Source organism: Frankia sp. AgPm24, from assembly GCF_023243055.1.
Taxonomy (GTDB): Bacteria; Actinomycetota; Actinomycetes; order Frankiales; family Frankiaceae; genus Frankia; species Frankia umida.
On record NZ_JALKFW010000146.1, the window covers coordinates 1 to 23,735 of the forward strand.

At 72.8% G+C, this 23,735-nt stretch carries 35 protein-coding genes and 1 pseudogene; 1 reads left to right on the top strand and 35 read right to left on the bottom strand.

The window, feature by feature from the left end:
• The 20 genes and pseudogenes from MXD61_RS06760 to MXD61_RS06855 all read right to left on the bottom strand — a co-directional run.
• A pseudogene (locus MXD61_RS06760) lies at positions 1-1,010 on the bottom strand (hypothetical protein); the annotation flags it as partial.
• Positions 1,011-1,025: 15 nt separating this feature from the next.
• Positions 1,026-1,601 (bottom strand): hypothetical protein, encoded by a 576-nt coding sequence (locus MXD61_RS06765; protein WP_248811972.1) that lies wholly within the window; start codon positions 1,599-1,601, stop codon positions 1,026-1,028.
• A 1-nt stretch (position 1,602) separates the two neighbouring features.
• Positions 1,603-1,914, bottom strand: a complete 312-nt coding sequence (locus MXD61_RS06770) for a hypothetical protein (RefSeq protein WP_248811973.1) — start codon at positions 1,912-1,914, stop codon at positions 1,603-1,605.
• Positions 1,915-2,077: 163 nt separating this feature from the next.
• Complete coding sequence (locus tag MXD61_RS06775) at positions 2,078-2,677, bottom strand: hypothetical protein (protein WP_248811974.1); 600 nt, start codon at positions 2,675-2,677, stop codon at positions 2,078-2,080.
• A gap of 22 nt (positions 2,678-2,699) precedes the next feature.
• On the bottom strand, positions 2,700-3,074 hold the full coding sequence (locus MXD61_RS06780; RefSeq protein ID WP_248811975.1) for an HK97-gp10 family putative phage morphogenesis protein: 375 nt from the start codon (positions 3,072-3,074) through the stop codon (positions 2,700-2,702).
• Positions 3,034-3,765 carry a galactosyltransferase-related protein gene (locus tag MXD61_RS06785; RefSeq protein WP_248811976.1) on the bottom strand — a complete coding sequence of 244 codons (732 nt, stop codon included), beginning with the start codon at positions 3,763-3,765 and terminating at the stop codon, positions 3,034-3,036. The genes MXD61_RS06780 and MXD61_RS06785 overlap by 41 nt, the downstream gene beginning before the upstream one ends.
• 8 nt (positions 3,766-3,773) lie before the next feature.
• Entirely contained in the window at positions 3,774-4,013 is a 240-nt protein-coding gene (locus tag MXD61_RS06790) for a hypothetical protein (protein WP_248811977.1), read from the bottom strand.
• On the bottom strand, positions 4,010-4,825 hold the full coding sequence (locus MXD61_RS06795) for a glycosyltransferase family 2 protein (protein ID WP_248811978.1): 816 nt from the start codon (positions 4,823-4,825) through the stop codon (positions 4,010-4,012). The genes MXD61_RS06790 and MXD61_RS06795 overlap by 4 nt, the downstream gene beginning before the upstream one ends.
• 247 nt (positions 4,826-5,072) lie before the next feature.
• The gene (locus MXD61_RS06800; RefSeq protein WP_248811979.1) at positions 5,073-5,777 is read right to left on the bottom strand and encodes a hypothetical protein; all 705 of its coding nucleotides are present in this window, start codon (positions 5,775-5,777) and stop codon (positions 5,073-5,075) included.
• 1 nt (position 5,778) lies between these two features.
• Entirely contained in the window at positions 5,779-6,219 is a 441-nt protein-coding gene (locus MXD61_RS06805) for a hypothetical protein (RefSeq protein ID WP_248811980.1), read from the bottom strand.
• A 12-nt stretch (positions 6,220-6,231) separates the two neighbouring features.
• Entirely contained in the window at positions 6,232-6,840 is a 609-nt protein-coding gene (locus tag MXD61_RS06810) for a glycosyltransferase (protein ID WP_248811981.1), read from the bottom strand.
• Positions 6,831-7,499 (bottom strand): hypothetical protein, encoded by a 669-nt coding sequence (locus MXD61_RS06815; RefSeq protein ID WP_248811982.1) that lies wholly within the window; start codon positions 7,497-7,499, stop codon positions 6,831-6,833. Before MXD61_RS06815 ends, MXD61_RS06810 begins: the two co-directional genes overlap by 10 nt.
• A complete protein-coding gene (locus MXD61_RS06820) occupies positions 7,496-7,837 on the bottom strand; it encodes a head-tail adaptor protein (protein WP_248811983.1) in 342 nt (113 codons plus the stop codon). Before MXD61_RS06820 ends, MXD61_RS06815 begins: the two co-directional genes overlap by 4 nt.
• Positions 7,834-8,241, bottom strand: a complete 408-nt coding sequence (locus tag MXD61_RS06825) for a hypothetical protein (protein WP_248811984.1) — start codon at positions 8,239-8,241, stop codon at positions 7,834-7,836. The genes MXD61_RS06820 and MXD61_RS06825 overlap by 4 nt, the downstream gene beginning before the upstream one ends.
• A 4-nt stretch (positions 8,242-8,245) precedes the next feature.
• Entirely contained in the window at positions 8,246-9,127 is an 882-nt protein-coding gene (locus MXD61_RS06830) for a P22 phage major capsid protein family protein (protein ID WP_248811985.1), read from the bottom strand.
• Between the two features lie 50 nt (positions 9,128-9,177).
• Positions 9,178-9,753, bottom strand: coding sequence for a hypothetical protein (locus MXD61_RS06835; RefSeq protein ID WP_248811986.1), 576 nt, complete (start codon positions 9,751-9,753; stop codon positions 9,178-9,180).
• A gap of 242 nt (positions 9,754-9,995) precedes the next feature.
• Positions 9,996-11,408, bottom strand: coding sequence for an ADP-ribosyltransferase (locus tag MXD61_RS06840; RefSeq protein ID WP_248811987.1), 1,413 nt, complete (start codon positions 11,406-11,408; stop codon positions 9,996-9,998).
• Positions 11,408-12,757, bottom strand: coding sequence for a phage portal protein (locus MXD61_RS06845; protein WP_248811988.1), 1,350 nt, complete (start codon positions 12,755-12,757; stop codon positions 11,408-11,410). Before MXD61_RS06845 ends, MXD61_RS06840 begins: the two co-directional genes overlap by 1 nt.
• Before the next feature lie 16 nt (positions 12,758-12,773).
• A complete protein-coding gene (locus tag MXD61_RS06850; protein ID WP_248811989.1) occupies positions 12,774-14,453 on the bottom strand; it encodes a phage terminase family protein in 1,680 nt (559 codons plus the stop codon).
• Positions 14,443-14,898 carry a hypothetical protein gene (locus MXD61_RS06855; RefSeq protein WP_248811990.1) on the bottom strand — a complete coding sequence of 152 codons (456 nt, stop codon included), beginning with the start codon at positions 14,896-14,898 and terminating at the stop codon, positions 14,443-14,445. Before MXD61_RS06855 ends, MXD61_RS06850 begins: the two co-directional genes overlap by 11 nt.
• A 678-nt stretch (positions 14,899-15,576) precedes the next feature.
• Between MXD61_RS06855 and MXD61_RS06860 the strand changes: the two genes are divergently transcribed.
• On the top strand, positions 15,577-15,882 hold the full coding sequence (locus tag MXD61_RS06860; protein WP_248811991.1) for a hypothetical protein: 306 nt from the start codon (positions 15,577-15,579) through the stop codon (positions 15,880-15,882).
• A gap of 50 nt (positions 15,883-15,932) precedes the next feature.
• On the opposite strand, the gene MXD61_RS06865 is transcribed toward MXD61_RS06860, so the two are convergent.
• From MXD61_RS06865 to MXD61_RS06935, 15 genes are all read right to left on the bottom strand, one after another.
• Entirely contained in the window at positions 15,933-16,199 is a 267-nt protein-coding gene (locus tag MXD61_RS06865) for a hypothetical protein (RefSeq protein WP_248811992.1), read from the bottom strand.
• Positions 16,189-17,028, bottom strand: a complete 840-nt coding sequence (locus MXD61_RS06870; protein WP_248811993.1) for a hypothetical protein — start codon at positions 17,026-17,028, stop codon at positions 16,189-16,191. The genes MXD61_RS06865 and MXD61_RS06870 overlap by 11 nt, the downstream gene beginning before the upstream one ends.
• Before the next feature lie 105 nt (positions 17,029-17,133).
• Complete coding sequence (locus MXD61_RS06875; protein WP_248811994.1) at positions 17,134-17,316, bottom strand: hypothetical protein; 183 nt, start codon at positions 17,314-17,316, stop codon at positions 17,134-17,136.
• Positions 17,313-17,492: a hypothetical protein gene (locus MXD61_RS06880; protein WP_248811995.1), complete on the bottom strand. Its 180-nt coding sequence runs from the start codon at positions 17,490-17,492 to the stop codon at positions 17,313-17,315. The genes MXD61_RS06875 and MXD61_RS06880 overlap by 4 nt, the downstream gene beginning before the upstream one ends.
• Positions 17,482-17,808: a hypothetical protein gene (locus tag MXD61_RS06885; protein ID WP_248811996.1), complete on the bottom strand. Its 327-nt coding sequence runs from the start codon at positions 17,806-17,808 to the stop codon at positions 17,482-17,484. Before MXD61_RS06885 ends, MXD61_RS06880 begins: the two co-directional genes overlap by 11 nt.
• Complete coding sequence (locus MXD61_RS06890; RefSeq protein ID WP_248811997.1) at positions 17,805-18,107, bottom strand: hypothetical protein; 303 nt, start codon at positions 18,105-18,107, stop codon at positions 17,805-17,807. Before MXD61_RS06890 ends, MXD61_RS06885 begins: the two co-directional genes overlap by 4 nt.
• Positions 18,108-18,204: 97 nt before the next feature.
• Positions 18,205-18,726, bottom strand: coding sequence for a hypothetical protein (locus tag MXD61_RS06895; RefSeq protein WP_248811998.1), 522 nt, complete (start codon positions 18,724-18,726; stop codon positions 18,205-18,207).
• Positions 18,727-18,739: 13 nt separating this feature from the next.
• Positions 18,740-19,054, bottom strand: coding sequence for a hypothetical protein (locus tag MXD61_RS06900; protein WP_248811999.1), 315 nt, complete (start codon positions 19,052-19,054; stop codon positions 18,740-18,742).
• Positions 19,051-19,770 (bottom strand): hypothetical protein, encoded by a 720-nt coding sequence (locus tag MXD61_RS06905; protein ID WP_248812000.1) that lies wholly within the window; start codon positions 19,768-19,770, stop codon positions 19,051-19,053. Before MXD61_RS06905 ends, MXD61_RS06900 begins: the two co-directional genes overlap by 4 nt.
• A gap of 39 nt (positions 19,771-19,809) precedes the next feature.
• Positions 19,810-20,355: a hypothetical protein gene (locus tag MXD61_RS06910; protein ID WP_248812001.1), complete on the bottom strand. Its 546-nt coding sequence runs from the start codon at positions 20,353-20,355 to the stop codon at positions 19,810-19,812.
• A gap of 482 nt (positions 20,356-20,837) precedes the next feature.
• Positions 20,838-21,827 (bottom strand): hypothetical protein, encoded by a 990-nt coding sequence (locus tag MXD61_RS06915; RefSeq protein WP_248812002.1) that lies wholly within the window; start codon positions 21,825-21,827, stop codon positions 20,838-20,840.
• Entirely contained in the window at positions 21,820-22,254 is a 435-nt protein-coding gene (locus tag MXD61_RS06920; protein ID WP_248812003.1) for an HNH endonuclease, read from the bottom strand. Before MXD61_RS06920 ends, MXD61_RS06915 begins: the two co-directional genes overlap by 8 nt.
• Positions 22,251-22,529 (bottom strand): hypothetical protein, encoded by a 279-nt coding sequence (locus MXD61_RS06925; protein WP_248812004.1) that lies wholly within the window; start codon positions 22,527-22,529, stop codon positions 22,251-22,253. The genes MXD61_RS06920 and MXD61_RS06925 overlap by 4 nt, the downstream gene beginning before the upstream one ends.
• Positions 22,526-22,849 (bottom strand): hypothetical protein, encoded by a 324-nt coding sequence (locus tag MXD61_RS06930; RefSeq protein ID WP_248812005.1) that lies wholly within the window; start codon positions 22,847-22,849, stop codon positions 22,526-22,528. The genes MXD61_RS06925 and MXD61_RS06930 overlap by 4 nt, the downstream gene beginning before the upstream one ends.
• The gene (locus tag MXD61_RS06935) at positions 22,846-23,529 is read right to left on the bottom strand and encodes an exonuclease domain-containing protein (protein WP_248812006.1); all 684 of its coding nucleotides are present in this window, start codon (positions 23,527-23,529) and stop codon (positions 22,846-22,848) included. The genes MXD61_RS06930 and MXD61_RS06935 overlap by 4 nt, the downstream gene beginning before the upstream one ends.
• Between the last annotated feature and the right edge of the window lie 206 nt (positions 23,530-23,735).

Genomic DNA, 23,735 nt, shown 5'->3' on the forward strand with positions numbered 1-23,735 from the left:
CCGCCGCCCGGGCGGCGGCCCCCCGCGGCCGCGGCCGCGGCCGCGGTGGCGGCGAGCTGGCCGGTGGGCGCACTGCCGCGCCGCGCGGTGGCGGTCGCGGTCGCGGTCGCGGTCAGTTGGGCTGTGGCGGTGCTGCCGCGGCGGGCTACCCCGGTGACGGTGGCGGACAGCACCAGCCGGCCGGCGGCCGGTGCGCTGGCCTGGCGGGCGGCGGCCGCGGTCGCGGTGAACGCGGCGCGGGCCGCCGGCGGGCCGCTGTGGGCTGCGGTGGCGGTGGCGGTGGCGGTGGTCTGCAGTCGGGCGGCGGTGGGGCCCGCGTGCTGGGCCACGCCCTGGCCGGTCGCGGGGAACGCCAGCTGGGCGCTGCCCTGTCCGGTGAGCGCGCCGGGCGCCGCGGCCAGGTTGAGGTTGTCGAACTCGGCGTATCCGAGGTCGCCGGTCTCGGTGTTCCAGTGGCCGCAGACCAGCGCGACCGACACCTGGGTGAGGTTCAGCGCCGAGGTCAGCGTGCGCATGCTGGTCCAGGTCAGCCCGTCCGGGCTGGTCTCCCAGTCCACGGTGCCGGCGCCGGCGCGGATTCGCCACCACTGATGATCAGTCGCCGAGTAGGTGACCTGGGCTTCGGACTGGACGGTGGCGATCACATGCCGTGCGACCAGGGTGCGGACCCCGCCCTGCAACTCGGCGATCAGCTCGACCCGGTTGTCGAAGTCCACGCCGATGATCTGGAGAACGGCCTGGCCCGACGCGGCGACCGGGTTGGGCAGGGTGGGGACCTGCACGTGCACGTAGCTGCCGGCGAGGGCGTAGCCGGGGGCGCTGCTGGCGCTGCTGTACCCGGCATCGCAGGGCAGCCGCAGCCGGCCGCCCACCGCTGTCGCCAGGGTGAGGGTCGGTAGCTCCGGGCCGATGCCCGCGGTGAAGTCGTCGGTGATGCTCGCGGTGGGGAGCAGCCGCGGGGCGCGCTGCACGGTCGGCGGCTGTGGGTGTCCTCGTCCCAGACGTGCCACGACCCGGCCCCTCTCTCAGACCGTGGCCGCGCGCATGGCCGCGGCACGAGACATCAGCGGGCCCGGGGGTGGCACCACGTCGCCCCCGTAGAAGTCGTCGGAGGCGACGAGCGAGTTGGGTTCGTTTCCGTAGACCCCGACGTACTGGCCGGTGGCCACCGACGCATCGGTGTAGGTCCCGACCAGCCGGCCGTTGATGAGCACCCGGTGAGTCGAGCCGACGCTTTCCAGGCGGAGCCGCATCGGCAGGGCGATCGTGAGGGCTTGGGCGCCGGAGATGCTGGCGTAGGTGAACGAGGTGTATTTCGCCAGCTCCCAGGCCCCGCCGGCGGCGGCGTCCAGGTACGCCATGTAGTTCGCGCCGGCCGTGCCCAACCGGGTGGCCACGCCCCACCGTCGGGACGTGGTCGCGTCCAGCGTGACGATGCTCATCTCGGCGAACTGGGCGGCCCCCAGTGCCACGGCCTGGTACTGGCCGATCACGAACGATCCGGCGGTGGCGCTGGTCAGCTGGCCACCGGTGACGGTGAACGCGCCGACCAGCGCGGTGAGCCCCGTACCGGCGGTGAACGAGTCCGCGACCGATGCCACCTCAGCACCTTTCGAAGGTCATCGACGCGCGGACGTTGACCGCGGCCGGGGCGGTGAACCGCAGAACAAAGCCGTTGGATACCGGGGAGTCGGGGCCGTCACCGAGGGGAAAGTCGTACCAGACCTGACCCCCATACGGGGTACACAGCGTCTCCTCGATCACGGTCAACGCCGTCGGTTCCGCGGTCCAGTTCTTGGCCGCGGTCGCCCCGACCGTGATCGCCCGCCCATAGAGCTGGACAGGCGTCACAGACGTGCTGTTCGTCCCGGGTGCGTTCGTCGCGAACGTCGACGCGCACAGCTCAATGAGCACGGGGCTGGCACCCGCGGCGACACCATCGAACCCAAACCGGAGTTTTTTCAGATCGATGCCGAACGAGGCGGGAGCGCATACCCCGAGAACCGATTTCGCCGTCGCTGCGGTCAGTGGTCCCACCGCGCCGCCCGTGACGATGCTGTATCCGGTTTTGGCCATGTCAGGCGGCCGCGGTGATGTTGATATCGGACACCTCGAACGTGCCCTGCAGCTCGTAGGCCTCGGGGGCGATCCGCTGGACGATGCCGGAGCCGGCCGCGGTGAGGTCGACCGCGCTCCCCCCCTGCGTCGTTGACAGGCTGAACGCGTCGCCGGACACGCTGATGACCCAGTAGATCGTGCCCTCGGTGAGGCCGGTGGGCAGCGTGCTGCCCGCGGCTAGGACCACGACCCTCTGTCCGTTGGACAGGCCATGCCCCGGCGCGGTGAGGGTGTCCGACGTGGCGCCGACGAAAGGCTTCGGGGCGAAGCCGCCGTTGGGGATCATGCCGTAGAACGTGCCGGTGGTGACCGCGGACCACAGACCCAACCAGGCCACGGTCGCCCCGGCCGGCACGTTGAACGACTCGGTGCCCGTCAGGGACACCACCCCGCCGCTGGCGGCGTCCCAGGCGATGGCCTGCCGCGCGTACGCCGGCGACCCGCCGGTCAGTTCGTTCGTGCCGGTGGCGGAGTAGGCGCTGTGCAGGCTCGCGTAGGCGCCGAGGCCTACCAGCGCGGTGAGCGCGGTGTTCTTCGCAGCATCAACAAAAACAGGCATATCAGGTCCTTTCGGGGGATGGTCAGGCGCCGAGTTCGCGGGTGATCTCGCGCGTCAGTCGCTGGGGCAGCTCGACCCGTTCGGCCTCGGCGGCCGGGCCGAGCATCGGCTGCGCCCCGTGCTGGGTGGTGCCGAACTCGTGGAACAGGCCGTAGAAACCGTCACCGGTGAACCCGACATCGCCGGACATGCCGTCGCCGTCGACCTGGGAGCCGATGCCGTAGCGGCGCAGCGCACCGGTGCGGGTCGGGGCACGCCGCTCGGCGTCGGTCTGCACTGCCTCGAGGGACTGGGCGACGGCCCGCTGGACGCCGCGGCGTACCTGCTCCTGCACCCGCCGGGCGGCGGCGCGTAGGTCACCAAGACCCTCGATCTGCACTGTCTGGCGCCGGCCCATCGGGAGCCCTCCACTCGTCAACGAGACGTGCCATGGCGGCCGGGTCACGGCGGGCGGTCTGGTACCGGGCGACGAGCCGGCGGGACGGCTTCGACCCGACGGTGCGTGACAGGCGGGGCGCGGGTGGATGCCACAGATGCCACAGCACCCCCGGCAGCCGCACGCCCTGGCCGAGTAGCGCATCGGCCGCCAGGCCCAGCGCCTCGTCCTCTCCACCCCAGCCGGCGAACCGCGGGTCGAACCCGCCCACCTGCTCCCAGGCGTCGGCGCGAATCACGAGCAGGCCGCCGCCGCGCATCCCGACGTATGGCCGTTCGGCGAGCGCGCCCCGGGTGGCGCCGGCCTGCTCGACTGGCTCGCCGGCGAGGACCCGGGCGGTGGTCTCAGGGGAGAGCCGGCGGACCTGCCGGTGCGGCATCACCCACGGCGCACCATCCGCGGCCAGCGTCACCGCCTGGGCCAGCACGTCCGTCGGGGTGACCCACACGTCCGCATCGGCGATGACCAGCACCCGGGCGGTGCAGCCGGTGAGCGCGGCTCTGACGGCGGCCGACTTGCGCCAGGGCCCGGCCGAGGCCGGATACTCCCCGACGCGCAGCTCCCACCCGGGGTGGGTGGTGCGCCACCGGTCGGCGAGCCAGGACCAGATCCGGTCGCGGTCGGCGCCATCGGGCCGGAACGGGACCACCACCGCAGCGCTCAGAGGGCGGCCCGCACGCAGCAGTCCTTCGCCTCGAGCAGTTTCCGGAGCCCGGCGGTGAGCTCCGGGCCGTCGGGCAGGGCGCGCACCAGCTGCGCGGCGAGCTGCCCCACGGGACGGGAGAGATCCTGCAGGTGCGGGGGCAGGTGCTCCCAGGCGAAGAACCGCAGCAGGCCGCGGGTGGCGGGGTGCCGGTCGGCGAACTCGTCGGGGCTGGTCGCGTCGCTGTTCGTGGTCATGGTCGTGTCTCCTGCGGCTGGTAGGGGGCGGGGTCGTGGACGAGGCCGGCATCGGGCGGGGAGAGATACCACCAGTGCTCGCGGAACACTTCGGCGAGCAGCTCGGCCCCGCCCTGCTGGTAGAGCTGGCCCCAGGCGCGCCAGTGCGCGCCCATGTCGGCGGGCAGGTCGGGAGCGGCCCGGTACGCCGCGGCGCCGTTGCGTGCCTTGCGGGCGAACTGCTCGGGGCTGCGGACCGGGAAGTGGCGTACGGCCAGCGCCGGCGGCCGGCCGGCGAGCGTGTCGACGATGGCCTGCGCGGAGGGCAGGCTGACGCCGTGGTTGCCCTGATGGACCGTGGCACCCGGCTCCCACCGGAACGCCACCTTCGGGAGCGGCGCCGGGCTGGGCTTGCGCCAGGTCATCGACCGGAACGGGTCCGGGGTGTCCTTGTCGAGGGCGGTACGCAGGTGGTCGGTCAGGGCCGCGTAGGCGACCGGCGGGCGCACCGCGGCGAGCACGTCGGCAATCCGCCCGCCCTCGGCGTGCCAGAGCTCGTCGGCGTCGAAGGGGACGATCCAGGTCGCGCCCATGGTCGCGGCCGCGAGGGTGGCCAGCCGTGTCATCTTCACGCCCTGGTAGTAGGCCGGGTCCCGGTCCTGCGTGACGACCAGCGGCAGGTCCCGGGCCAGCTCGTGCAGCAGCTGCAGCGTGCCGTCGACAGAGCCGTTGTCGGCGACGAGTAGCTGGTCGACCTGCCCGGCCATGTGCCGCACCGTGCCGGCGATGACATCGGCCTCGTCGCGGACCATCGCGATCCCGACCACGGTCATCGGCTGGCGCTCTCAGCTCGAGCAGCCGCAGTGCCCACCTGGGCCCACCGGCCGGCTGCAACAGTCGCACGACCCAACCGCGACGAGGATGGGCTCACGGAGCATCGGCCAGCGTGGCGCCGGCCCGTCATCGAGGACCAGGCCGACGTTGCGGGTGCGGTCGGGGGTATCCGTGCGGGTGTGCCGCTGCCCGTCGTCCGGCGCCATGACGCCGATGATCCATCCGCCGGGTGTCGTCGCAGCCACATCAGTACCCCGTTCCTACGCGTGCGGTCCCGATGTGCTCGACCTGCTCGCCGCTGTCCCGCCCGCCCCAGAACCCGAACCGCACCTCGTCACCGGGCACACCCCAGGGCAGGCCGGTGTCGAGCAGGCCGAGGCCGAACCGGCCTTCGGATTCGGGCCCGGTCGGCCAGCCGGCGGTGCACAGCTCCCGCCGGTACAAGCACGGGTTGGTCGTGAAGAACTGTCGGTGCTCGAGCCAGGCGTGCTCGCCGTCGCGCACCTCGGTGTAGTCGTCGGGGTGCTGTTCGACGATGCCGCCGGCGGCCCGCTCGGCCGGGTTCCAGGGCTGGCGGCGTAGCGCGAGCTGCGCCAGGTGGGGGTGCGCGGTGAGCACGTCGGCCATCGCGCGCAGATCCACCGGGTGGCGGAACACGAAGTCGTCCTCGAGGTGGAAGACGAAACACTCCTCGTCCGCTTTCGCGAGGAGGGTGATGACAATCCATGCCCATCGGAGGGAACCGCCGAACCCGGCACGGCGGTTGCTCGCCGAGATCACCCCGGCCTGTGGGTACCGCGCTTTGAGTGCCTCGCGGTGCTGGGCGTCGCCCGTGTCGTCGTGGATCATCCATCGGGTGATCGGACCGCCGAGGCTCCACTGCGCGGACTGCAGGGTGCGGTCGAGCAGATCGTCACGGCCGTCGGTCATCACCAACACGGTGATGTCCACGTCAGCTCCTGGCCAGGGTCACCCAGATGGCCGCCGCCTCCCTGAGCAGGGGGACAGCCTCGGCGCCGGACAGACCGTCGGCCGCCGCCTCGAGCTTCCTCGCGATGGCCGCAGCTCGGTCCAGCGGGACGGCCGCGGCGCCGGACAGATCGTCGGCCGCCGCCTCGAGCTCCCCCCGCGGCGGCCAGAACGCGACGTATCCCCGGCTCCCCTCCACCGGGAGGGCGGTGCGTGCGGCCTGCTCGTCGACATAGAGCGTGGCCGACGTGATCCAGGGGGTGTCCTCGCCGTCGGGCAACAGACGGTAGTTCACCGTCCAGCGCCCACCGGGGATTTCAGCCCACACGCGGGTGAGCACGGCCGGGGCGACGTCGGCGCCGTTGTTCGTCGTCGGGTCGACGAGGACAAGGACCGTCCGGCCGACGGCGGGGGTGTAGTACATGCTGTCTCTCTTTCAGGGGACGGGGAGCCCGTTGGCGCGGGCGATGGCGCGGTGGGCGGCGAGGCGCGCTGTACGGGACGGCGCCCGGTTGCGGGAGCCGGGGCGCACGTGTGCCCGGTAGACGGCGCTGGGGATGGCCTCGAAGGTGGCACCGGTCTGCCAGACCCGCACCCACAGGTCCCAGTCCTCGGACCAGGGGTAGTCGTGCCACCCGCCGGCCTGGTGGACGAGGGCGGTGCGCACGAGGGCGCCGATGACGAGCCAGTTGCCGGCGGCGAGACAGTCGGCGGTGCAGCCGTGGCTGTGGCCGGCGACGGTCGGGACGCGGGCCGGATCGGCGTGACGGCCGCGGACGTAGCGGACCGCGGGGGCCCGCACGTCGGCGCTGCCGGTGGCCATGGCAGTGAGGTAGTCGGCCTCGAGCTCGTCGTCGGCATCGAGGTGGACAACCCAGTCGGTGGCGACCTGGGCCAGGGCGCCGTTGCGGGCGTCGTGCAGCGTGTCCGCGTGGTGGTGCACGACCGGGACGCCGAGGGCCTCGGCGCTGGGGATGGCCCGGGTGCGGGCGAGCTCGACCCAGGAGGGCGCGCCGTAGGTTGCGACGGCCACTGTCACGTCCACAGTGACCTCCGCGCGGCGAACAGCGGGGCGCCTTGGCGCATCCGCGGCCGCCGCCGCCGGTACATGTGATCCGACGGGGCTTTGCCGTAGTCGGGGTGCAGGTGCTCGACATGGCTGTTTGCGGCGAAGGCCCAGACACCGCGGTGGCGGGCGACCTGCACGAGCTCGTCGTCGCAGTACTCGTGCCAGTAGCCCTCGTGCAGGATCTCGCCGGCACCGTCGGCGGTGGCGCCCTGGTCGGCGTAGGCGCGGGTGACCAGGCTGTGGGTGGCGTGCTCGCCGGCGACCACCCTCGGGTTGCCCATGTCGTTGGTGCCCACTACGCCTATGCCGTCGGCGAACTGGTCGAGGGCGGCCTGGTACCAGCCGGGGTGAAACTGCAGGTCGCAGGCGGCGAGGAACAGCAGCGGCCGGTCGGTCACCCGATAGCCGAGGTTGATCTTTCGGGCGTAGTCGCCGCGGGCGAAGCCGACCGACAGGGCCCGCCCGCCGGCGCGGTCGACCTCGGCGACGACCGCGTGGTCTCCGGGGGTGAGCAACCACAGCACCTCAGCGGCGGGCACCGTCGCCTGGATCGAGGCGAGCAGGGGCGCGACCCGGTGGGGCCGGCCGAGCATCGGGACCAGGATCGTGAGCTCGGCGCCCTGCTCGTCGGTCACGACAGCTCGGTGTCCGGCTCGGCCTGGACTTCCACCAGCTGAGCCTTGCGGTAGCGGGGGGTGGAGGGTTCGACCACCGAGTCGACCCGGAACGTCTGGCCGGCGCCGCGGAGTTCGTCGCCGCGGGCGAGGTCGGCGTCGGCCTCGGCGTAGCCGGTGTGCGTCAGCTCGGCGCCGGCCTGCGCGGCGAGCGTGCGCTCGGCCGCCGACGCCTGGTCGATTTTCATGGGCAGGGTGCCGACGAGCAGCAGGTCGACGGTCTGCCCGCCGGCGCCGTCGTCCTCGGCGACTGACCGCCACACCTCCACGTCCCGGTTCAGCAGGTGGCTGATCTTCACCAGCACACCTCCGACGGCTGGGCCGGCAGGTCTCCCTCGAGGGAAACTGTGCCGACGCTGAGCCGCCCGGCCGCCCGGCGCACCGTCACCCGCTCGGCCCGCGTGAGGTACAGGTCGGGGCTGGCGTTCGCCATCTGCCAGCTGTGGTCGCCGAGGGTTTCCCCGGTGAGGCCCTGCGGGTTGGCCACCGCCCGCTGGACCATGGCGACCACCACCGGCACGACCACGTCCGGGGTAGTCGCGGTGACCCCGTCGTCGGCCACCCAGTCGAGGCCGGCGACCTGGCGGACGAGCGCGGACGCGTCGCCGAGCCGGACCGTGATCCGTCCCTGCTCGCCCGGGTCGTCGACCTCGCCGACCCGGGCGGTGTAACCGTCCAGGTCGACCAGCGGAGGCAGCGACATCAGCTCAGGAGGTCCCGACCAGGCCGAGCTTGAAGGCCCGGCGGATGTCGGTGCCGGCCTGATTGTCGGCGACCACAGCCGCGCCGGCGAACGTCGACAGCACGCTCGAGTCGGACAGGATGTCCGGCGCGTACTGGAAGATCTGCCGCATCCCGATGCCGCCCGCCGAGGTGGTCGCGGACTCCCGGGCGCCGCGCGGCGCGACCGGCACCCGGTTGGCGAACACGAACCCGGACTGGTGGTACAGCACGGCGGTTCCCGGCTCGATGCCGTTGGACTCCACCCACATGAACCCGCGCCACCGGCCGATGATCGCCTCGCGGAGAGCGGTCTGGTCGCCGGCCGCGTCCGCCCGGCTGAACGTCTCCTGCTTGAAAACGAGCTCCGCGAACTCGGGGCTACAGGCAGCCCACCGGTCCCCGTTGGGCGCGTCGGCGCGCCCCAGCGCGGTCCGGGCCTCCAGGACCGCGTCGTCGACGTCGGCGACGCCGATGTTGCCGACGTCGACCGGCAGGTCGTTCATCTTGTTGGCGAGCAGCTGCTCGGCGCCGGTCGCGACCGCGCTGACCTGCACGCGGGTCACCTGCCGGGCGAAGTCCTCGAGGCGCAGCGTCGCCTCCTGATCGCTGATCCGCTTGGCGTGGTACAGGTGCTTCACGGTCACCGGCACCGGGATCTCGGTCACGTCGTCGTACGTGATCGTCTGCCCGGGTGCCGTCTGCTCCCGGGCGGTGCCGGGCTGCGGCACCCGCACGGTGATGGTGTCCCCGTTCGAGCCGGAGAACTCCTCACCCGGGATGGTGGTGACGGTCCGAGGCAGCACGAGCGTGCGCGTCAGCAGCTCGATCGCAACCTCGGAAATGCCCTGTGCGGTAAGGACCGCCACGGTCTACCTCCTGCGTGTGTGTGCCCGCGGCGGTCTGCGCGCGGGGTTGATCAGAACGGTCGGGAGAGAATCGACGCGGCCAACTTGCCCGCGTCGACCTTGTCGCCGGCGTCGGCATTCGGTGCCGCGCCGCCGCGCAGGTCCTCCCGCGGCCGGCCTCGGCCCGACGGCCGCGCCCGGTCCCCCGACGCGCCGGCGCCGGCGTCACTGTCGCCCTTGCCGGTGTCGGTCTTGTCGGCGCCGAACGTCGCGCGCAGCTCGTCGGCGTCGGCCTCGAGTTCCTCGCGGCTGTCACCGACCAGGCGCCGGGCCTGGGCGACCGTGAGGCCTTTCTCGGCGCCGACCTCGATCCGCAGCAGGCGCCCCTCGGCGTCCGCGGCGCGTTTCTCCGCCACGGTGACCGCGTCCTGCAGCCGCTGCGTGTCGCTTTTGTCCTTGTCCTCGAGGCCCTGCAGTTTCGTGCGCAGGGCCTTGAGTTCCTTCTCCGCGGTCTGGCGGGCCTTGCGTTCGGTGGTGAGTGCCCGCTGGCTACCGCTGTCCCCGCCTCCGTCGCCGGTGCCGGTCGACGTCGCGTCGTCCTGCCCGTCGTCGGTGGTGGTGTCGGTCTGGTCGTCGTCGCCGGCCATACCGGTCCTCTCTGTCACCCGCCATCACGGCGGTGTGGTGTCACCCCGCCATCGCGGCGGGGACGGGCATCGCGCCCGGTTTGCTCGGCGTCCCATCGCGGGGCGCAGAGGTCTACTCGTCGCCGTCGCTGTCGCGGCGGGCGGCGTCGGGGGGCCGGGTGAACGTGACGGGCTGATCGTCGACCAGGCGTTCGCCGGCGTGGGCGTGCTGCTCGGCGTCGCTCTGCTGGGCGAGGGCGTCGTCAGGTTCGTCGGGGGCGGGTGGGTGGCTCAGCGGGGATCACCTCCAGATCGATGACCCGTGCGGGTCCGGGCCCAGTGTCCGCAACGACGCGCATCGTCAGGCCGCGCTCGAGCAGGAGCTCGGCCTCGTAGTCGGCGTCGGAGAGCTCGACCGCGTGGGTCCTTGCGGGTACGCGGACCCGGAACGTCGCCGGCGCGCTGCCGCGCTGCAAGAACTCGCCGAGCACCGACGGTTTCGCGGTGGTGCTCACGTAGGCGTGCTCCACCCACTCGGCGCCCACGAGGCTCTCGCCCCACGCGTCCCCGAATACCGCGCCGCCGTCCTTGATGGCGCGGCTGACCTGCACGTCGGCGGTGAGCGCGGACCGGCCCATGACCCGGTCGATCTCGGTGGTCCACTCGTGGTAGACCGCCTGGCCGAAGTTGTCCGGATCGAGCTTGCCGGCGAACCGGCGTAGTACGCCGTTGAGGTTGGCGTACGACGTGCCCTTGTACTGGCGCAGCGTGGACCGTTCGTCCAGGCTCCACAGATCCGCTCGGGCCCGGTTCAGTCCCTCAGGGGCGGCGGCCAGGGCGCCTTCGCCCTCGAGTGGTGTCGGCCTCGGCACGGCCGGGGCTGGTGCGACCACCGGTGCCGGGGGCACCTCGGCCGCCGGGGTGGGCCGGGGGAGGTCAGGGGTGCGGGGGGTGTCGGCGCGGCGGCTCTCGGCCAGCGCGCGCCGAAACCGGTTGAGCTGGTCGTCACGGCCAGCCGCGGAGTCCTGCCACAGCTGCGCCCACTGCCCGGAACTCGCCGGCAGCGTCGACCCCTCGAACACCGGCTCGTTGGTGCAGGCGCAGTGGTCGTGGGCCTGGAACGCGCCAGTGTCGGATTTGTAGACCGGGCCGCGGCTGGCGAGCATCGCGCAGAACGCGCACGCGCGGCCGCTGGTGACGCGGGCCCAGCCGAGGGCCTGCGGGTCCGCGCGGACCGTGTCCTCCACGGTGCGGCGGCCGCCACTGAGCACGAGGCGGGCCGCGGCGCCGGCGGCCTGGACCAGGCCAGTGGCGCGGGCCTGCGCCGGGGTCTGCCCCGCACCGATCGCCCGCCGGGTGCCGGCCAATCCGGTGGAGACCAGCGCCGTTTTGATCAGGCTCTCGGGGGGCCGCGGTGCCCGCCGAGGAATGATCTCCCCCACGATGCCCTCGGCCGCCCGGATCTGGCGGTAGTAGGCGCTGGCCAGGCCGGTGCTGGTGTCGGCGCGGTTCAGGATCAGGCTCGTCGCGGCCTGCGCGAACGCGGCGAACGACTCGTCGCTGCCGTCGAACAGCGGCCAGACGGTGCGCAGATCCTTAGTGGTGGCCGCGCGGAGTGCGAGCTGCTGGCGCCGATACTGGTCGGTCAGCGCCGTCGCCTCCGCTACGGCGGCCATCACAGCGACGCATCCGCCGGCACGGCCGGCGCCGGTGTGGGTGTGGTCAGCGCCGAGGCCTGCTCGTCGAGAAGCCTGTTCATCTGCGCGAAGGCGTCGCCTTCGGCGGCCGCGGCGCGCCACCGTTCGACCTGCTGCTGCGAGACCCCGGGCAGCATCTCCCACAGCTCCGCCGGCGGCACACCCAGCATTTGGGCGATCTTGCCGAGGGCGTCGGCGACCTGCGCCAGTGACCGGGACTCGGTGTCGCGCCAACGCACCTCGGCGTCGTCGGGCACGTCGACACCGATCATGCTTCCGCCGAGCTGCAGCGCCTGCTCCCAGCCCTCGCCGGCGACGGTCTGCGTCTCGGACAAGGCCCGCCGGTGGGAGGCCTCCGCCGCGGCCAGCGCCTCAGCCGACAGGTTCACCAACTGGCCCAGGAGCTCGTGCGCCGGGGTTTGGCTGACCGTGGCCAGGTGCCGGATCGTGGCCTCCCGGCTGGCCAGGTAGCCGGCCAGGGTCGTCTCCCCGAACTCCCCGACCTTGACCTCCGGGTCATCGAAGGTCATCAACCGGCTGGCCGAGGCCTTCAGTCGCTGCGTTTCGGACTCGGCCAACCAACCGATCACATACCGCTGGCGGAACGCCCCGTAATGCTGGGCGACGAGCAGCCCGAACGTGGTGATGTTGATCTGGTCCTGCAGAAACATCAGCGGTTCGACGGCCCCGCAGACCTCGTCGTCCAGGTCGTCGCTGTCGCGGATGCGCACGACCGGGCACACCCCGGCGCCGTGCTCCGCCGGCACGCCGGCGAACGCGAGCGTGTCCGCGTCGGCGCCGGTCAGGTCGTAGACGGCCTCGGCGTCGTACAAACGCCAGCCCGACCGGCGCTGCTCGAGCGCGTACGCCGGCCACTCGTCGTCGGCGCCGTACGCCGCGGTGAGCCGCCGCGGGCTCACCCCGCGCAGCACCGGCATCGGCTCGCCGGCGCGGGTGCCCGGCAGGACGGTGACATACGAGGCGCCGTAGGCGATGGCGGCCCGGTGCACCCCGATCTGCCGGGCGTCCATCCGGTTGGCCTGCCACACCCGCCAGGCCTCCACGTTGTCCGCCTGGCGGGGCAGACGAAGCCCGTCGACGTACATCGACTGCACCCGGGAACCGACGACGAACCGGAGCATGTTCACCCGGCCGAGGCGGGCCAGGCGGTGCAGCTCCAGCGGGGTGTCCGCGGGCAGACCGGACAGGATCTGGTCCGGCTCATCACGCAGGTAGCAGCGGATACGTGCGAGCCGCGGACGCTCCTGGTCGCGCAGCTCGAGCAGATACCGGGCCCGGTCGACAGTCTCGGCCGCGGACATCACCATCGGACAGGGCCTCCTTTCAGAAGGCGGCGCGGCCGGTCTTGCGCCGGCGCCGCTCCCACTTGGGGTCGGCGAGGACCAGGCGGCGGACCATTCGCGCGCCGGCCGCGCACACCGCGAGGTCGATTTTCTTGGGGGACTCGCGTGACTCCTTGCTGATGGACACGCCCCAGCGGTTGGGGTGGCGCCGCGCGTTAAGCACGTGCCGGGCCAGGCGACTGTCGCCGTCGTGGGTCAGCTCCCGGTCGCGCACGTCGGTGTGCATCCGCTCGACCGCCTCGGTGAACTCCGAGCCGCGGCCGCGCATGTCGAAGGCGACCGGGTGCCGGCGGCGGCCGCCGGTGCCGTCGACGAGCAGCTCCCGGCGGAAGTCCGTCGCCCAGGCATCGACGTAGGACTCGAACTCGGCGAGGTCGGCGAAGAACCCGACGACCGGGCGCCGGTCGAAGGCCTGGCGCACGACGCGGTCGACGTCGGCGCGGTCGACCTGCCAGTCCTGGCCGGCCGCCCCCTGCGGTTTCTCCCAGCAGCCCAGTACGACCAGGTGGCCGTCGGCCATCCGGCACCCGACCAGCCCGGTCGCGTCGTCGGTCTTGCTGCCATCGAAGAACATCACCAGGGGGTCGCTGTCGTCGACGACCACCTCGGGCTGGGCGCAGGCCGCCCACTCCTGCCGCGACAGCCACGCGTCGACCGCGGCCGTCGGTTGGTTCAAAAAGTAGCGGCGGGCGTCCTGGACGTCTTTCGACAAGTTCCAGAACTCGTTCTCGATGATGCTGTCGAGGTCGAGGGCAGGGGCGAACGGGCCGTACACCTCGGCCAGCGCCGCACGCAGCGACGCCCGGTCGGTCAGGTCGACGTCGGGCGGGGCCTCGCGATGGTCGAACAGCATGCGGTGCTCGCGGGTGCGGCCCTCGGCGGTGAGCCGGGCCCGGTCGTGCAGGCTCTCCAGCGTGCTGCCCTCGCCCGGCTGGTACGTCGTCGACGTCAGCAGCGCCCACGGTGAGGCGGCCCTGCGCTTGCGCAGGTTGCGGTCGACGGTGGTGTACATCCGGCGCAGGTCCGGCAGCGTGTAGAGGTGCGGCTCGTCGAAGACGGCGAAGGATTCCTTGCCGCCGTCCTTCGCGGCCGAGCTCGCGGTCGACGGGATGATCTCCCCGCCGTCCGGGAGGAACACCCGAGTGAGGCCGGCCGCGCCGGTGGGCAGGTCCTCGCCGAGCGGACCCTCGGCCAGGTTGTAGTAGATGTTGTCGTAGGTGTTGCCGGCCTGGGTTTCCTCGGTGGCCAGGCAGCGGATGATCGGGTGCACCACCGGCAGGGCCATCGGCTCGCCCGGCTCGTACTCGTAGGCCCAGTCCCGCCAGACGTACCGCTCGCCCCCCTCGGCCCACCCCGCGAACCGCACCGGGGCGAAGGCCTCGGCCAGCGCGATGAACCCGGCCAGCTCGCTCTTGGCGCGGCCCTTCGCGCGGGAGACCACCGCGGTGTCGTAGAGCCGGCGGCCGTTCTCGTCCAGGGCGTAGCAGTCCAGGATCAGCCCGGCGAACTCGTCGTCTAAGGGCAGCGCGTCCGGCCCGGACAGCGGCCGGCCCTGCACGTCGCCCGGCCCGTGCACGCACCAGGCCTCGATCCACGCGAGCGTGACACCCAGGGCCCGGTGCCGGTCGTGGCCGGGCGCCCGGACGAGCTCACGCACCATCGGCCAGGCGGCGCCGCCGAGCGGCGAGGTCAGTAACAGCGCCGGCGGGCCGGCCCGGCGCCAGCTTCGGCCGCTCGATCACGATCCGCCCGCGCAGCCGGTCAGCGTGGGTCGCACCGAGCAGGCTCTCCGACAGCCGGATCTCCACCAGGAGCTCCTTGGCGGCGCGCACCTGGTGCTCGTTGATCGCCCGCCAGTAGCCATCGACCAGCGGGGCGAGCATGTGCAGGCGCTGCCAGTCGGTGGAGATGAACGCCGCGGCGTGCGGTGCCTCGGTCCACGTGCGGTACCAGACCCGGGTCGCCTGCAGGTAGCGGGTCGCGTACGGCAGCGGCGGTGCCTGGAACGGCAGCCCGTCCGCGGGCACCGTCACCCCGGCCGCCGCGGCCGGGTCGGCGTTGCGCCGACGGCGCCGCTCGGCCGGCGCAGGACCCTGACCCGCCACGCACCACCCCTCCCCTAGACATCACGCTCAGTCACCCCCGCCTGGTCACGCTGCGTGGAGGCCAGCACCCCCAGACCCGTACACACAGCGACTTGCTATGCCCACCGGCCCTTCGGCCGCCCTGGCGGGGGGCCCTCCCCACCCCCGACACCCCGCGACCATCACTCAGCGTGAGGCATGAGGCCTGGGTGAGGCTCGGGCGGCCGGCGGCGCGCGGCGTGCCGCGCGTTGCTCGCCGCGGCGCCCTGACGGCCGGTGCGGGTGGCGTGGCAGGGCTGGCAGACCCCACGCAGCTGGGCGTCGCGATGGTCATCGCGGTGGCCCGCGTGGTCCACCTCGGTGGACGGCGCGATCTTGCACAGGCGACAGGTCGGATCGCGGGCGAGGATGCGGCGGCGCGTCGCGGCCCAGCCTGCAGGCAGGGGGCTGCGACGGCGGCTGGTCATCGGGGGGCGGTGGGGGTCATGGGTGCTGGCCGGGGGGTAGGGGGTGGGGTAGCACCCATACCACTCGGCAGGCATGGGGATGGATCACGGGCGCGGTAGCCTGCCCCCTCACCAACGAGGGGGATATGTGATCAGGCGTGCGCTCTATGGCGTGATGGTCGGGGCCGGCCTGGTGCTGGCCACGGCATCAGGCTGCACCAGCAGCGGCAGCGACACAGCAGGAGGAACCACGGTGGCAGCGACACAGGCAGGTGGTCAGACGGGCGCCGCCGACGAGGCGGCGCTGATCGCTTCGCCCCAGGGGCAGGCCTTCGTCACCGCGTTCCGCGCGGCCTACCCGCAGCTGTCCACGAACCGACTGGACAAGCACATCGTGCGCAACGGCTCTCGCGTCTGCTCGGACATCACCGAGGCTGGCAGGGAGGTAGCGCTCAGAAGGCTGCCACTCCGTGTCGCCTACAACGGCGTCACGCCGGACGCTACGCAGTCACAGGCGATCTTTGATCTGGCCGTGGCGCACTTCTGCCCTGGCCGATAGCCCGACCACCGGCACCATCACCTGGTAGGTCGAAACCGTTTGCGGCATGGCTACCGCGCACGGTTGGAGGGTACCTGGTCCTGATCGGCCCGGCCTGCACCCCCGCGTTTGCTGCGGGTGTCACGCTCCAGGCGGAGCAGATCGGCCCAGGCCCACAGCGCCGCGCGGCCGCGCTGGCCGACCGGCACCAGCCGGGCCGCGCGGCCTCGTCGGCGCTTGCTCCACTGCTTGATGTGGTGCGCGGTGACCGGCGGACGCGCCTGGCCGAGCAGGACCAGTGCCTCCGCGGTGGTGACGTGGACGTCGTCAGGCCGCATCGGTGAGCCAGGCGGCGAGGTCTTCGTCGAGGGTGCGGGCGAGCCAGGCCCACTCGTCGTGCCGCGGGTCCGGGTTATACCGCCAAAGGTGGTGTCCGCCGCGGTGGCACCAGCAGCCCTCAGTCTGGCAGCGGCACGCGGGGTTGGTGCAGGCGATGATCTCGCGCTGGTGGTAGGCGCGTAGTCCCATGGTGTGGCAGATCGGGCAGGCCGCGGCCAGGACCCGGATCTGCTCGGCCGTGCCCACCGCGGCGCGCAGCCGGCCGCGGGCATATCGCAGTTCGTCGAGGGCGACATCGACGAGTTGGTCGTGTCCGGCGATCCGGTCGGCCTGCCGGGCGAGGTAGCGGGCCGCCAGCGGGACCAGGGGGCCCGGTCGGCCCGGCCACACCGCGGTCCGCAGGGCCGGGGTTGGCCAGACCAGGCCGCGGGCGTCGAGCCGGGCCGGGGCCCGGTCGGCCGGGCCGTCACCAAGAGTGCGGCGCACGGTGTCCTCGAGGGCCAGAACGGTCCGTGTGATCAGCGGGATGGTGTCGACCACATCCAGCCGGACCGGGGCGGGCGACTCGCCCGGGCCGGTGCTACCCGCGCAGCGTGGGCAGTAGGGGCGGGGATGCGCCGGGGTACTGTCCGGCGCCCAGGACCAGGGCGTCCCGCAGTCATGCGCCGGGGCGAGCGCGGACACTCGTGTCAGGCCGGGCGCTGGTGTGCTGCCGGACCGCTCGGCCCACCGCCGCGGTGTACCCGGGATTCGGTCGGCGTAGAGCTCGTCCCACCAGGACGCGATCTCGTGGGCTGCAGCGGCCAGGTACTCGACGGTGCGGTCCATGCCGTCATCATCAGCACCTATCGAACGCCGGGCCAGCAGAGGCCCTGGCTATCGTGCTGGCGTGGTGATCCCGGTCGGAAACCAGGTCCGACCGGGAGACCTACCTCATGTACGGGGGCGAAACAGGCCGCGCCGGGACGGTGCCATCGGTACGACCGGTGTCGGCGTTGGCTTCGGGGGCGCGATGCTCGCCGCGCGCAGCTCGGCGAGCTCACGGCGCAACACCGCCAGCTCGCCGTACACCCGCAGCAGCTCGTCGAGCAGCGCGTCGATGCGGTGGGTTGTCACAGCCGGACCGGCATCGCAGCGCTGCTGATCGTGATGCCGGCCGCGGACGCGGCGTCGACCACCATGCGCAGTAGCAGCGGCGCATGGTGGGCCTGGTCGGCCTCGAGGTAGACCAGGACACCCCCGGCCGGGGGTACGTCTGACGGCTGGCCGGGACCGGTCGCGTCAGTTGCCATCGCTGCTGTCGTTCTTGCCCCAGGTGCTGGCCGTGGTGTCCTGCCGGTAGGACCGCAGGTCGCCCACGGCTACCGCAGCCTGGTGAAACGTGAGGCCCATCTTGTCGCGAAGCCAAGCAACCACGATCGCGTCGTGCTCGGCGGCCTCGGCGGCCTCGAAGGCCTGCCGGCCGATCTGTCGGGCCTCCTCGACCGTGACCTGACCGCGCCGGCCTGCCCAGGAAACGTGGATGAACGGTGCGCCGTCCTTGTTGACTCCGGAGGCGAACGCGAGGGCTTTCGGGTCGGCCTGGCGGGCTTCGGGCCGCGCGGTCACAGAGTCCCTGCCAGGGCATGCCGCGCGTGTGCTTCGCCTTCGGTGATCTCTCCCTGTTCGACCAGGGCCTCGATGCGGTGCCAGGTCTCCTGGCGGCATTCCTCGCAGTCGCATTCCTCGGTGTTGCAGTAGCCGTCGATGTACTCGGCGACGCACTCGACGGGATCCGAGGCCGGGGTGTCGGTCTCCTGTGCGGCCCGCGCTTCGTCTTCGGCGAGCTCGAGCGCCATCAGCTGCGCCTTGTCGTCTGCGGGGCCCGGATGGTCGAGGTCGAACTCGGCCTCGGGATAGTCGATCATTGAGTTCCCTCGGAGGTCGGGGTGGGTGCGGTGCCGCGGAGGATGGCGAGCAGACGAGCAGTCCAGCTCTCGCCGTCGCCGCTGCTGGCACCGGCGCTCATACGAGCTCGCCCGGGAACGCGTCCAGGGTGGCCAGGAAACGGCCGGCGCGCGGGCTCTCCGTCTCGCCCGCCGTGGTGGTGAACGACTGCCACAGCAGGTAGGCGGTGACGAGCCAGGCGATGCCGGTGCTGAGTTCACGCCTGTGGGGGGCGTCGGACCGGGCGATCAGCAGGAGGGCGTCGCCGGTCCACGAGTCCGGGGCGCCGCCGAGGGCCAAGGCCAGGTCGCCGAGGCCGTCGAGCGGGTGGTCGTCGGGGACCGCGGACGGCCGGCGGGGCCGGGCCGGGGCGGGGGCGGGCTGGTCGTCGGCCCACACGACCCGGGTGGATCCGCCGTGCCCGTGGACGCCCTCGATGGCGCTGAGGTTGTCGAAGTGCGCCGACGAAGGCGTGGCGCCGCGCCAGCGCAGGGACACGGTCCCGTCGGCCCACAGGACACCGTCGGCCACCCGGCCCGTGCCGGACACGCCGGACGTGTCGACGTCGCGCTCGAGCCAGAACAGCCGCGGTTCGGACATCGTGGTCTCCATTTCAGGTGCCGATCCTGCCGACCAGGTGCAGGTCATGGCCGGCTTCGGTGAGTGCCACTCGAGATGGGCGCAGGTCGCCGAGAGCGACGTACAGGGCCGTGGTCTCGGTGGTGGTGGGGGCCCGGTCTCGGTGGGCGATGCTGGCGTGGATCCAGGGCCCGTCCCACTCGTAGATCGAGACGAGGATCGACAGGCCGTCGGGGTGGACGAGCGAGACGATGGCGTCGATGCCGGGGGTGCGTGTGATCCAGCCGGCGCCGAGAGACGCCTCGAGGCTGCGCAGCATCGCGGCCTCGAGCGCGGCACCGTCGGTCATGCCGCGGCCGTGGTCTTGGCACGGCGGGCGGTGGCGAGGATACGACGGGCGGTGTCCGGGTTCATTCCGACCTGTGTCGCGAGATCCGCCGCGAGTCGTGTGGGTCGACGCGGGTCCTCGCTCGGTACCGCCGCGGCCAGGGCAAGCAGCTGCGCGGTCTTCGTCAACTCGGCCGGCGGGTCGCTGACCTGCGGCTCACTGGTCTGAGCCGACGGCTCAGGGTCTGGCTCGGATCGGCTCAGTACCGGCTCGGATTCCTGCGCGGGCTGGGTGGCCGGGCGGCTGAGACGGATCGCGGCGGCGCCGAGGGCGCACGCCGTGGGCCACAGGCCCAGGAGCGCGGGGGCGAGGCCACGGCCGAGGGCGTGGGGGCTGGTCGTGAGCAGGGTGCACCAGGCTGCGAGCAGCGCCGGTCCGACGAGACCGGGGACGACGGGCCACAGGCGGGCGTCGGCGCGTCGGCGGGCCCGGGCTTCCCAGGCGGCTGCGGCGGCGAGGGCCAGCCCGGCGCCGGCGGTGACCGCGGCGTAGCCCGGAGGCTGTCCGGCCGTTGCGGCGACCGTGGCGACCGTGGCGGTCGGCACGGCCGCCACGGCGGCGAGCAGGATCATCAGCGCGGTGTCCCACACGGTGTCGGCGCTGAGGTGGGTGGCGGCCCAGTGGCGGACGTGGTCCGTCGCGGTCCAGTAGCGAGGGTTCTTCTCAGGCGGGCGCATGCGTTGCGGTCTCCTCGCTCGTTGCGATCCTTTTCGTGGTCAGGGGGTGGCGCGTGCGGCCTTCGCGAGGGCCGCGACGGCGCGCAGTTCGGTGTCGTAGGGCAGGTCCGCGGCGTCCGGATCGCCCACGAACCGCTCGGTGATCTCGCCGTTGTCGCGGCGCCGGCTGGCGCTCCACACGCGGCCGTGGATGTCCGCGCAGGTCACCCAGGCCACTTCGACCCGGCCCGGGTGCTGACCGAGCTGGTGGGTGGCGGCCTGGTGGCGAAGCCGGGCGCGTTCGCCCGGGCTGACCGCGGTGGAGTACACGATCCACAGCTCGGTCAGCAGGGCGTAGGCGTACGGCGTCGGCAGGTCGGTGGCGAGCTCGTCGCGGACCAGCCCATCCATGATCACCGGGAAGCTGTTCGGGTCGAACACGGCGGAGATCATGTTCACGGTGCTGGGCCGGATCTGGCCCTGGTCGTAGACGAACGACACGAACGGGTAGAGCGGCGCGTCCCACTCGGTGTGCTGATCGAGCAGGTCACGGACGGCCCGGGCGAACAGACGGCGGCTGGGGATGCTGATCGAGTAGCCCGTCACGGTGCGGCCTGGACAGGTGCGGCGGCCCCTGCCTTCCGGAGATGGTCCAGCGCGGCCACAAGCCCGGCACCGAACCCGGCCGTGCGGCACACGCGGCACTCCCAGTAATCCGACAGGCTGAGCTGGGCCACGCGGAGCTCGTGCACCCGGGCGAAGGCTTGGGCGACGTCCTCGATCGACTCGCCCGGCGCGGGGGTCAGCGGGAGGCGCGTCGGCGGTTGAAGCGGGCCGGCGGGCCGGGGCGGACGCGCCTGCGCAGCTGGGGCCGGCATGTCAGGCACGGCCGTGGCCGGCCCTCCGGGTCCGTGCCCGCCCACCCGTCGCACGTCTCGTGATGCTCCGGGGCGGGGGGATGGTCGGCCTGGGCATACGCCTCGTCGGCGTCCGCTGAGCAGACGGGCCAGGACATGGTGGATCACCTCCCGCACGGGAGTGTGACCGGCAAGTCCGACAAGATCCACGATTTTTCCCTTTCGTGAAGGTCAGGCGGCGGCTGCCGACCGCCGTTCGGGCTGGACTGCCGGGGCTGAGACCGGCTGTGCAGGCTGGACGAACAGGCGCAGCGCGAGCTGTCGCCACGGCGGATTCGTCGAGGGGCGTCGGCGGACCCGTCGATCGGTGACCAGATGCAGGGGGGCCAGGACCGGCGCCGGGGCGGGAGCTGCCACGGGCGTACGGGCCGGAGCCGGAACCGTCCGGCGGGGCACCCCGGCGGGTCCATCGGGCTTGGGCTGGTTCAGGCGGCTTTCGCGGTCGTTGCGGGTGTCGTCGCCGACCTGCTCACCCCGGCAGGCCGGGCAGACCCCGGTCGCGGACAGCTCGACACCGGCGTGCTCACGGCGGTCACAGAGCCGCCGCGGCGTACCGCCGGTGGCCGGCGCCGGATGGTGCTGCGGGGAAAGCGAGGCCGAACGCCCACGCGTGCGCACGCGTGGGCTGTTACCCGTGTCGCCACCACCACCCTGAGCGGGTGGTGGCGACACAGAGGAAGAAGAGGAACCCGAGCCTCGCCGAGCCGCGCCTACCTGACCGGTCACACCAGCGGTCACGTGACCGGTCACCGAGCCGGACGCGGCGCGCGGACGTGCCGAGGCTGTCGGCTGCGGTGGCACGGCCGCGGCGTCCTTCGCGGCAAGCCGGGCCCGATAGGCGGCCTGGTTCGCCCGCTTGCGAGCCCGGTATCCCCGGACTTCCGCCGCGGTGCTCTGCCCCTTCGAGCCGGCCCAGTCCAGAACCTGATAGCCGCCGTCCGGGGTGCGTTCCCAGTGGCCGTGGCCCACCAGCTCGGCGGCGACCTGATCGGGCACGCCTTGGGGGTGCAGCATCTGCACATACGCCGGGCCGATCCGGCCGTCGGTGCCCTGGGCGTTCCCCAGTTGCAGCGCGCCGACGAGGACCCGGTGGGCGTGGTCGGACAGCTCCCAGAACTGCGGCTGGTGCAGCCACTCGCTACGCATCCGCGCGTCAACCACCGACGGACACCGCCTCGTACCCGCCGGCCGCGGTCAGCAGGACCAGGCGGCCGTCGTGCAGCGCGACGGGGATCCGTGTCGGATCCGCCGCGCGGCGCACGACGAACCCACCGGACTGCGCGGCGGTCGGGTGCTGGTGCACCAGGCCGTGACAGCCGCTGTTGTTACCAAGCCCGCACAGCGCGACGAGGTTCGCCGGGCTGTGCGCGAGTTCCGCGCGGGTGCCACCCATGCCCTTCGGGCGCCGGTGGTGCAGGGAGTACGGCCGACCCACCAGAGACGCCCCGCAGGACTCGCAGTGGTGCCCGGCTCGGGCCAGGACCAGCACACGGGTGGACTCGGGCACCTCGTCGGTGGTCCTGGTGGTCTCGGCCGGTCCGTCAGCGCCGGCGAGCCAGCGCGGACGCAAGCGCGAACGGCCGGTCACCGCGGCACCGCCGGCGGACGGGCTGGAGCCTGCGCAGGCACGGACAACGGCATGGTCGCTGGCTGGCATCCGTCCGGCTCGAGCAGCAGGACGTCCGATATCGACATCGGCCGTCGGAGACCGCGTAGCCAGCGCAGGCCGGTCGTCCACACCCACAGCAGCGTCCACAACGTCGCGGACACGGCCAGCAGCGCGGCCAGGACCGCGGCGGCCACCCACAGCGCACCGGCCACCGTCAGCAGCAGGTCGAGCCGGTCCGATTGTGTCGGTGTCATCGGTCGTCGCCCCGCAGGTTGGCGTCCGCCCCGAACGGCAGCTCGGTGCGGACGCCAACCCGTTCGCGGCGGGCCACGTCGAGCAGCTCCCGCAGGGTCTGCTCGGACACCGCCCGGCACGAGAGCTCGATCTCACGGATGCCGATGACCGGGACCCGAAAGCCGGTCGGCACATCGGTTACCAGCCTCACCGCGGCGAGGCTGACCACGGCCAGGATCGGGTCGTCCGGAGCGGACAGGAACCGGGCGACGTTCCCCAGCAGGCCGTTGAAGTGCGTGTCCGGGGGCAGGGTGGGGCTCAGCCGGACGGGCGCGGTCATCGGGTCCCGCCGGTGGTCTTGTCGTACAGGTCGCGCACGAACCGGGCGTCGCCGAGGGCGGTGTGCCGCGCGTCGGGTGGGCAGGTGACTCCCAGAACGGACGCGAGCATCCCGGTGGACCAGGGCAGGAGCCAGTCCGGGCGGGCGTTCCGTTCGGCGTCGGAGCCGGCCGGGGCGGCGTCGTGGATGCCTCGCAGGTAGCCGAGCGCGATCGCCCCGACGTCCACCGGGCGGTAGTGCCAGGCGGGGGCCTGGCTGTGCGCCCGCAACCAGTAGGACAACATCCGCGCGTCGAACTGGACGTTGCTGCCGATCAGGACGGCGCCGGCGGTGATCCGCGCGACCTCCCCGGCGACCGCCATCGGCATCGACCAGCGCCACCGGTCTGAACTCCAGCTCAGGCCGGCGGTGTTCACCACGCCGTCGTCGTAGTCCACCGTCGCCCGCCGGAGGCCCTCGGTGCGCTGGTAGAACCGGCCGATCTGCAGCGCAGCCGAGTCTGCGCGGGACAGATCCGGCTGCAGGTAGTACCGGTGCTCGACGTCGTCCAGCTGGGCCGACCGGTCACGGATGATTAGTGCGATCTCCCACAGCTGGTGGCGCTCGACGTCGAGACCTGTGGTCTCGGTGTCGACGAACACGATCCGGGGCGGATCGGTTCCCTTCGCAGCGGCGGTCATCGTGGCCCCTCTCGGTGTGTTGGAGCCGGCCCTCGTCAGGGACGGCCAGGTCTATCGGCGCCGGCGGTGTGCCTCGGCGTGCGGGCAGTCCGGCCAGTGCGGCCGCCACCGGGGCTGGCCCTCGGCCCGCCCCGCGGGCGGGCGGATGTGAGCGATTGGTGCGGCGCCATCGCGCCTGACCACCACCGGCCCGTCCGGGTCCGCAG

Excerpts from the sequence above, each read along its gene's own strand:
- MXD61_RS06775 (WP_248811974.1), bottom strand. The coding sequence starts at position 2,677 with ATGCCTGTTTTTGTTGATGCTGCGAAGAACACCGCGCTCACCGCGCTG.
- MXD61_RS06780 (WP_248811975.1), bottom strand. The coding sequence starts at position 3,074 with ATGGGCCGGCGCCAGACAGTGCAGATCGAGGGTCTTGGTGACCTACGC.
- MXD61_RS06790 (WP_248811977.1), bottom strand. The coding sequence starts at position 4,013 with ATGACCACGAACAGCGACGCGACCAGCCCCGACGAGTTCGCCGACCGG.
- MXD61_RS06795 (WP_248811978.1), bottom strand. The coding sequence starts at position 4,825 with ATGACCGTGGTCGGGATCGCGATGGTCCGCGACGAGGCCGATGTCATC.
- MXD61_RS06805 (WP_248811980.1), bottom strand. The coding sequence starts at position 6,219 with ATGTACTACACCCCCGCCGTCGGCCGGACGGTCCTTGTCCTCGTCGAC.
- MXD61_RS06825 (WP_248811984.1), bottom strand. The coding sequence starts at position 8,241 with ATGTCGCTGCCTCCGCTGGTCGACCTGGACGGTTACACCGCCCGGGTC.
- MXD61_RS06835 (WP_248811986.1), bottom strand. The coding sequence starts at position 9,753 with ATGGCCGGCGACGACGACCAGACCGACACCACCACCGACGACGGGCAG.
- MXD61_RS06840 (WP_248811987.1), bottom strand. The coding sequence starts at position 11,408 with ATGGCCGCCGTAGCGGAGGCGACGGCGCTGACCGACCAGTATCGGCGC.
- MXD61_RS06845 (WP_248811988.1), bottom strand. The coding sequence starts at position 12,757 with ATGGTGATGTCCGCGGCCGAGACTGTCGACCGGGCCCGGTATCTGCTC.
- MXD61_RS06850 (WP_248811989.1), bottom strand. The coding sequence starts at position 14,453 with ATGGTGCGTGAGCTCGTCCGGGCGCCCGGCCACGACCGGCACCGGGCC.
- MXD61_RS06865 (WP_248811992.1), bottom strand. The coding sequence starts at position 16,199 with ATGCGGCCTGACGACGTCCACGTCACCACCGCGGAGGCACTGGTCCTG.
- MXD61_RS06870 (WP_248811993.1), bottom strand. The coding sequence starts at position 17,028 with ATGGACCGCACCGTCGAGTACCTGGCCGCTGCAGCCCACGAGATCGCG.
- MXD61_RS06880 (WP_248811995.1), bottom strand. The coding sequence starts at position 17,492 with ATGGCAACTGACGCGACCGGTCCCGGCCAGCCGTCAGACGTACCCCCG.
- MXD61_RS06890 (WP_248811997.1), bottom strand. The coding sequence starts at position 18,107 with ATGATCGACTATCCCGAGGCCGAGTTCGACCTCGACCATCCGGGCCCC.
- MXD61_RS06895 (WP_248811998.1), bottom strand. The coding sequence starts at position 18,726 with ATGTCCGAACCGCGGCTGTTCTGGCTCGAGCGCGACGTCGACACGTCC.
- MXD61_RS06900 (WP_248811999.1), bottom strand. The coding sequence starts at position 19,054 with ATGACCGACGGTGCCGCGCTCGAGGCCGCGATGCTGCGCAGCCTCGAG.
- MXD61_RS06905 (WP_248812000.1), bottom strand. The coding sequence starts at position 19,770 with ATGCGCCCGCCTGAGAAGAACCCTCGCTACTGGACCGCGACGGACCAC.
- MXD61_RS06925 (WP_248812004.1), bottom strand. The coding sequence starts at position 22,529 with ATGACACCGACACAATCGGACCGGCTCGACCTGCTGCTGACGGTGGCC.
- MXD61_RS06930 (WP_248812005.1), bottom strand. The coding sequence starts at position 22,849 with ATGACCGCGCCCGTCCGGCTGAGCCCCACCCTGCCCCCGGACACGCAC.
- MXD61_RS06935 (WP_248812006.1), bottom strand. The coding sequence starts at position 23,529 with ATGACCGCCGCTGCGAAGGGAACCGATCCGCCCCGGATCGTGTTCGTC.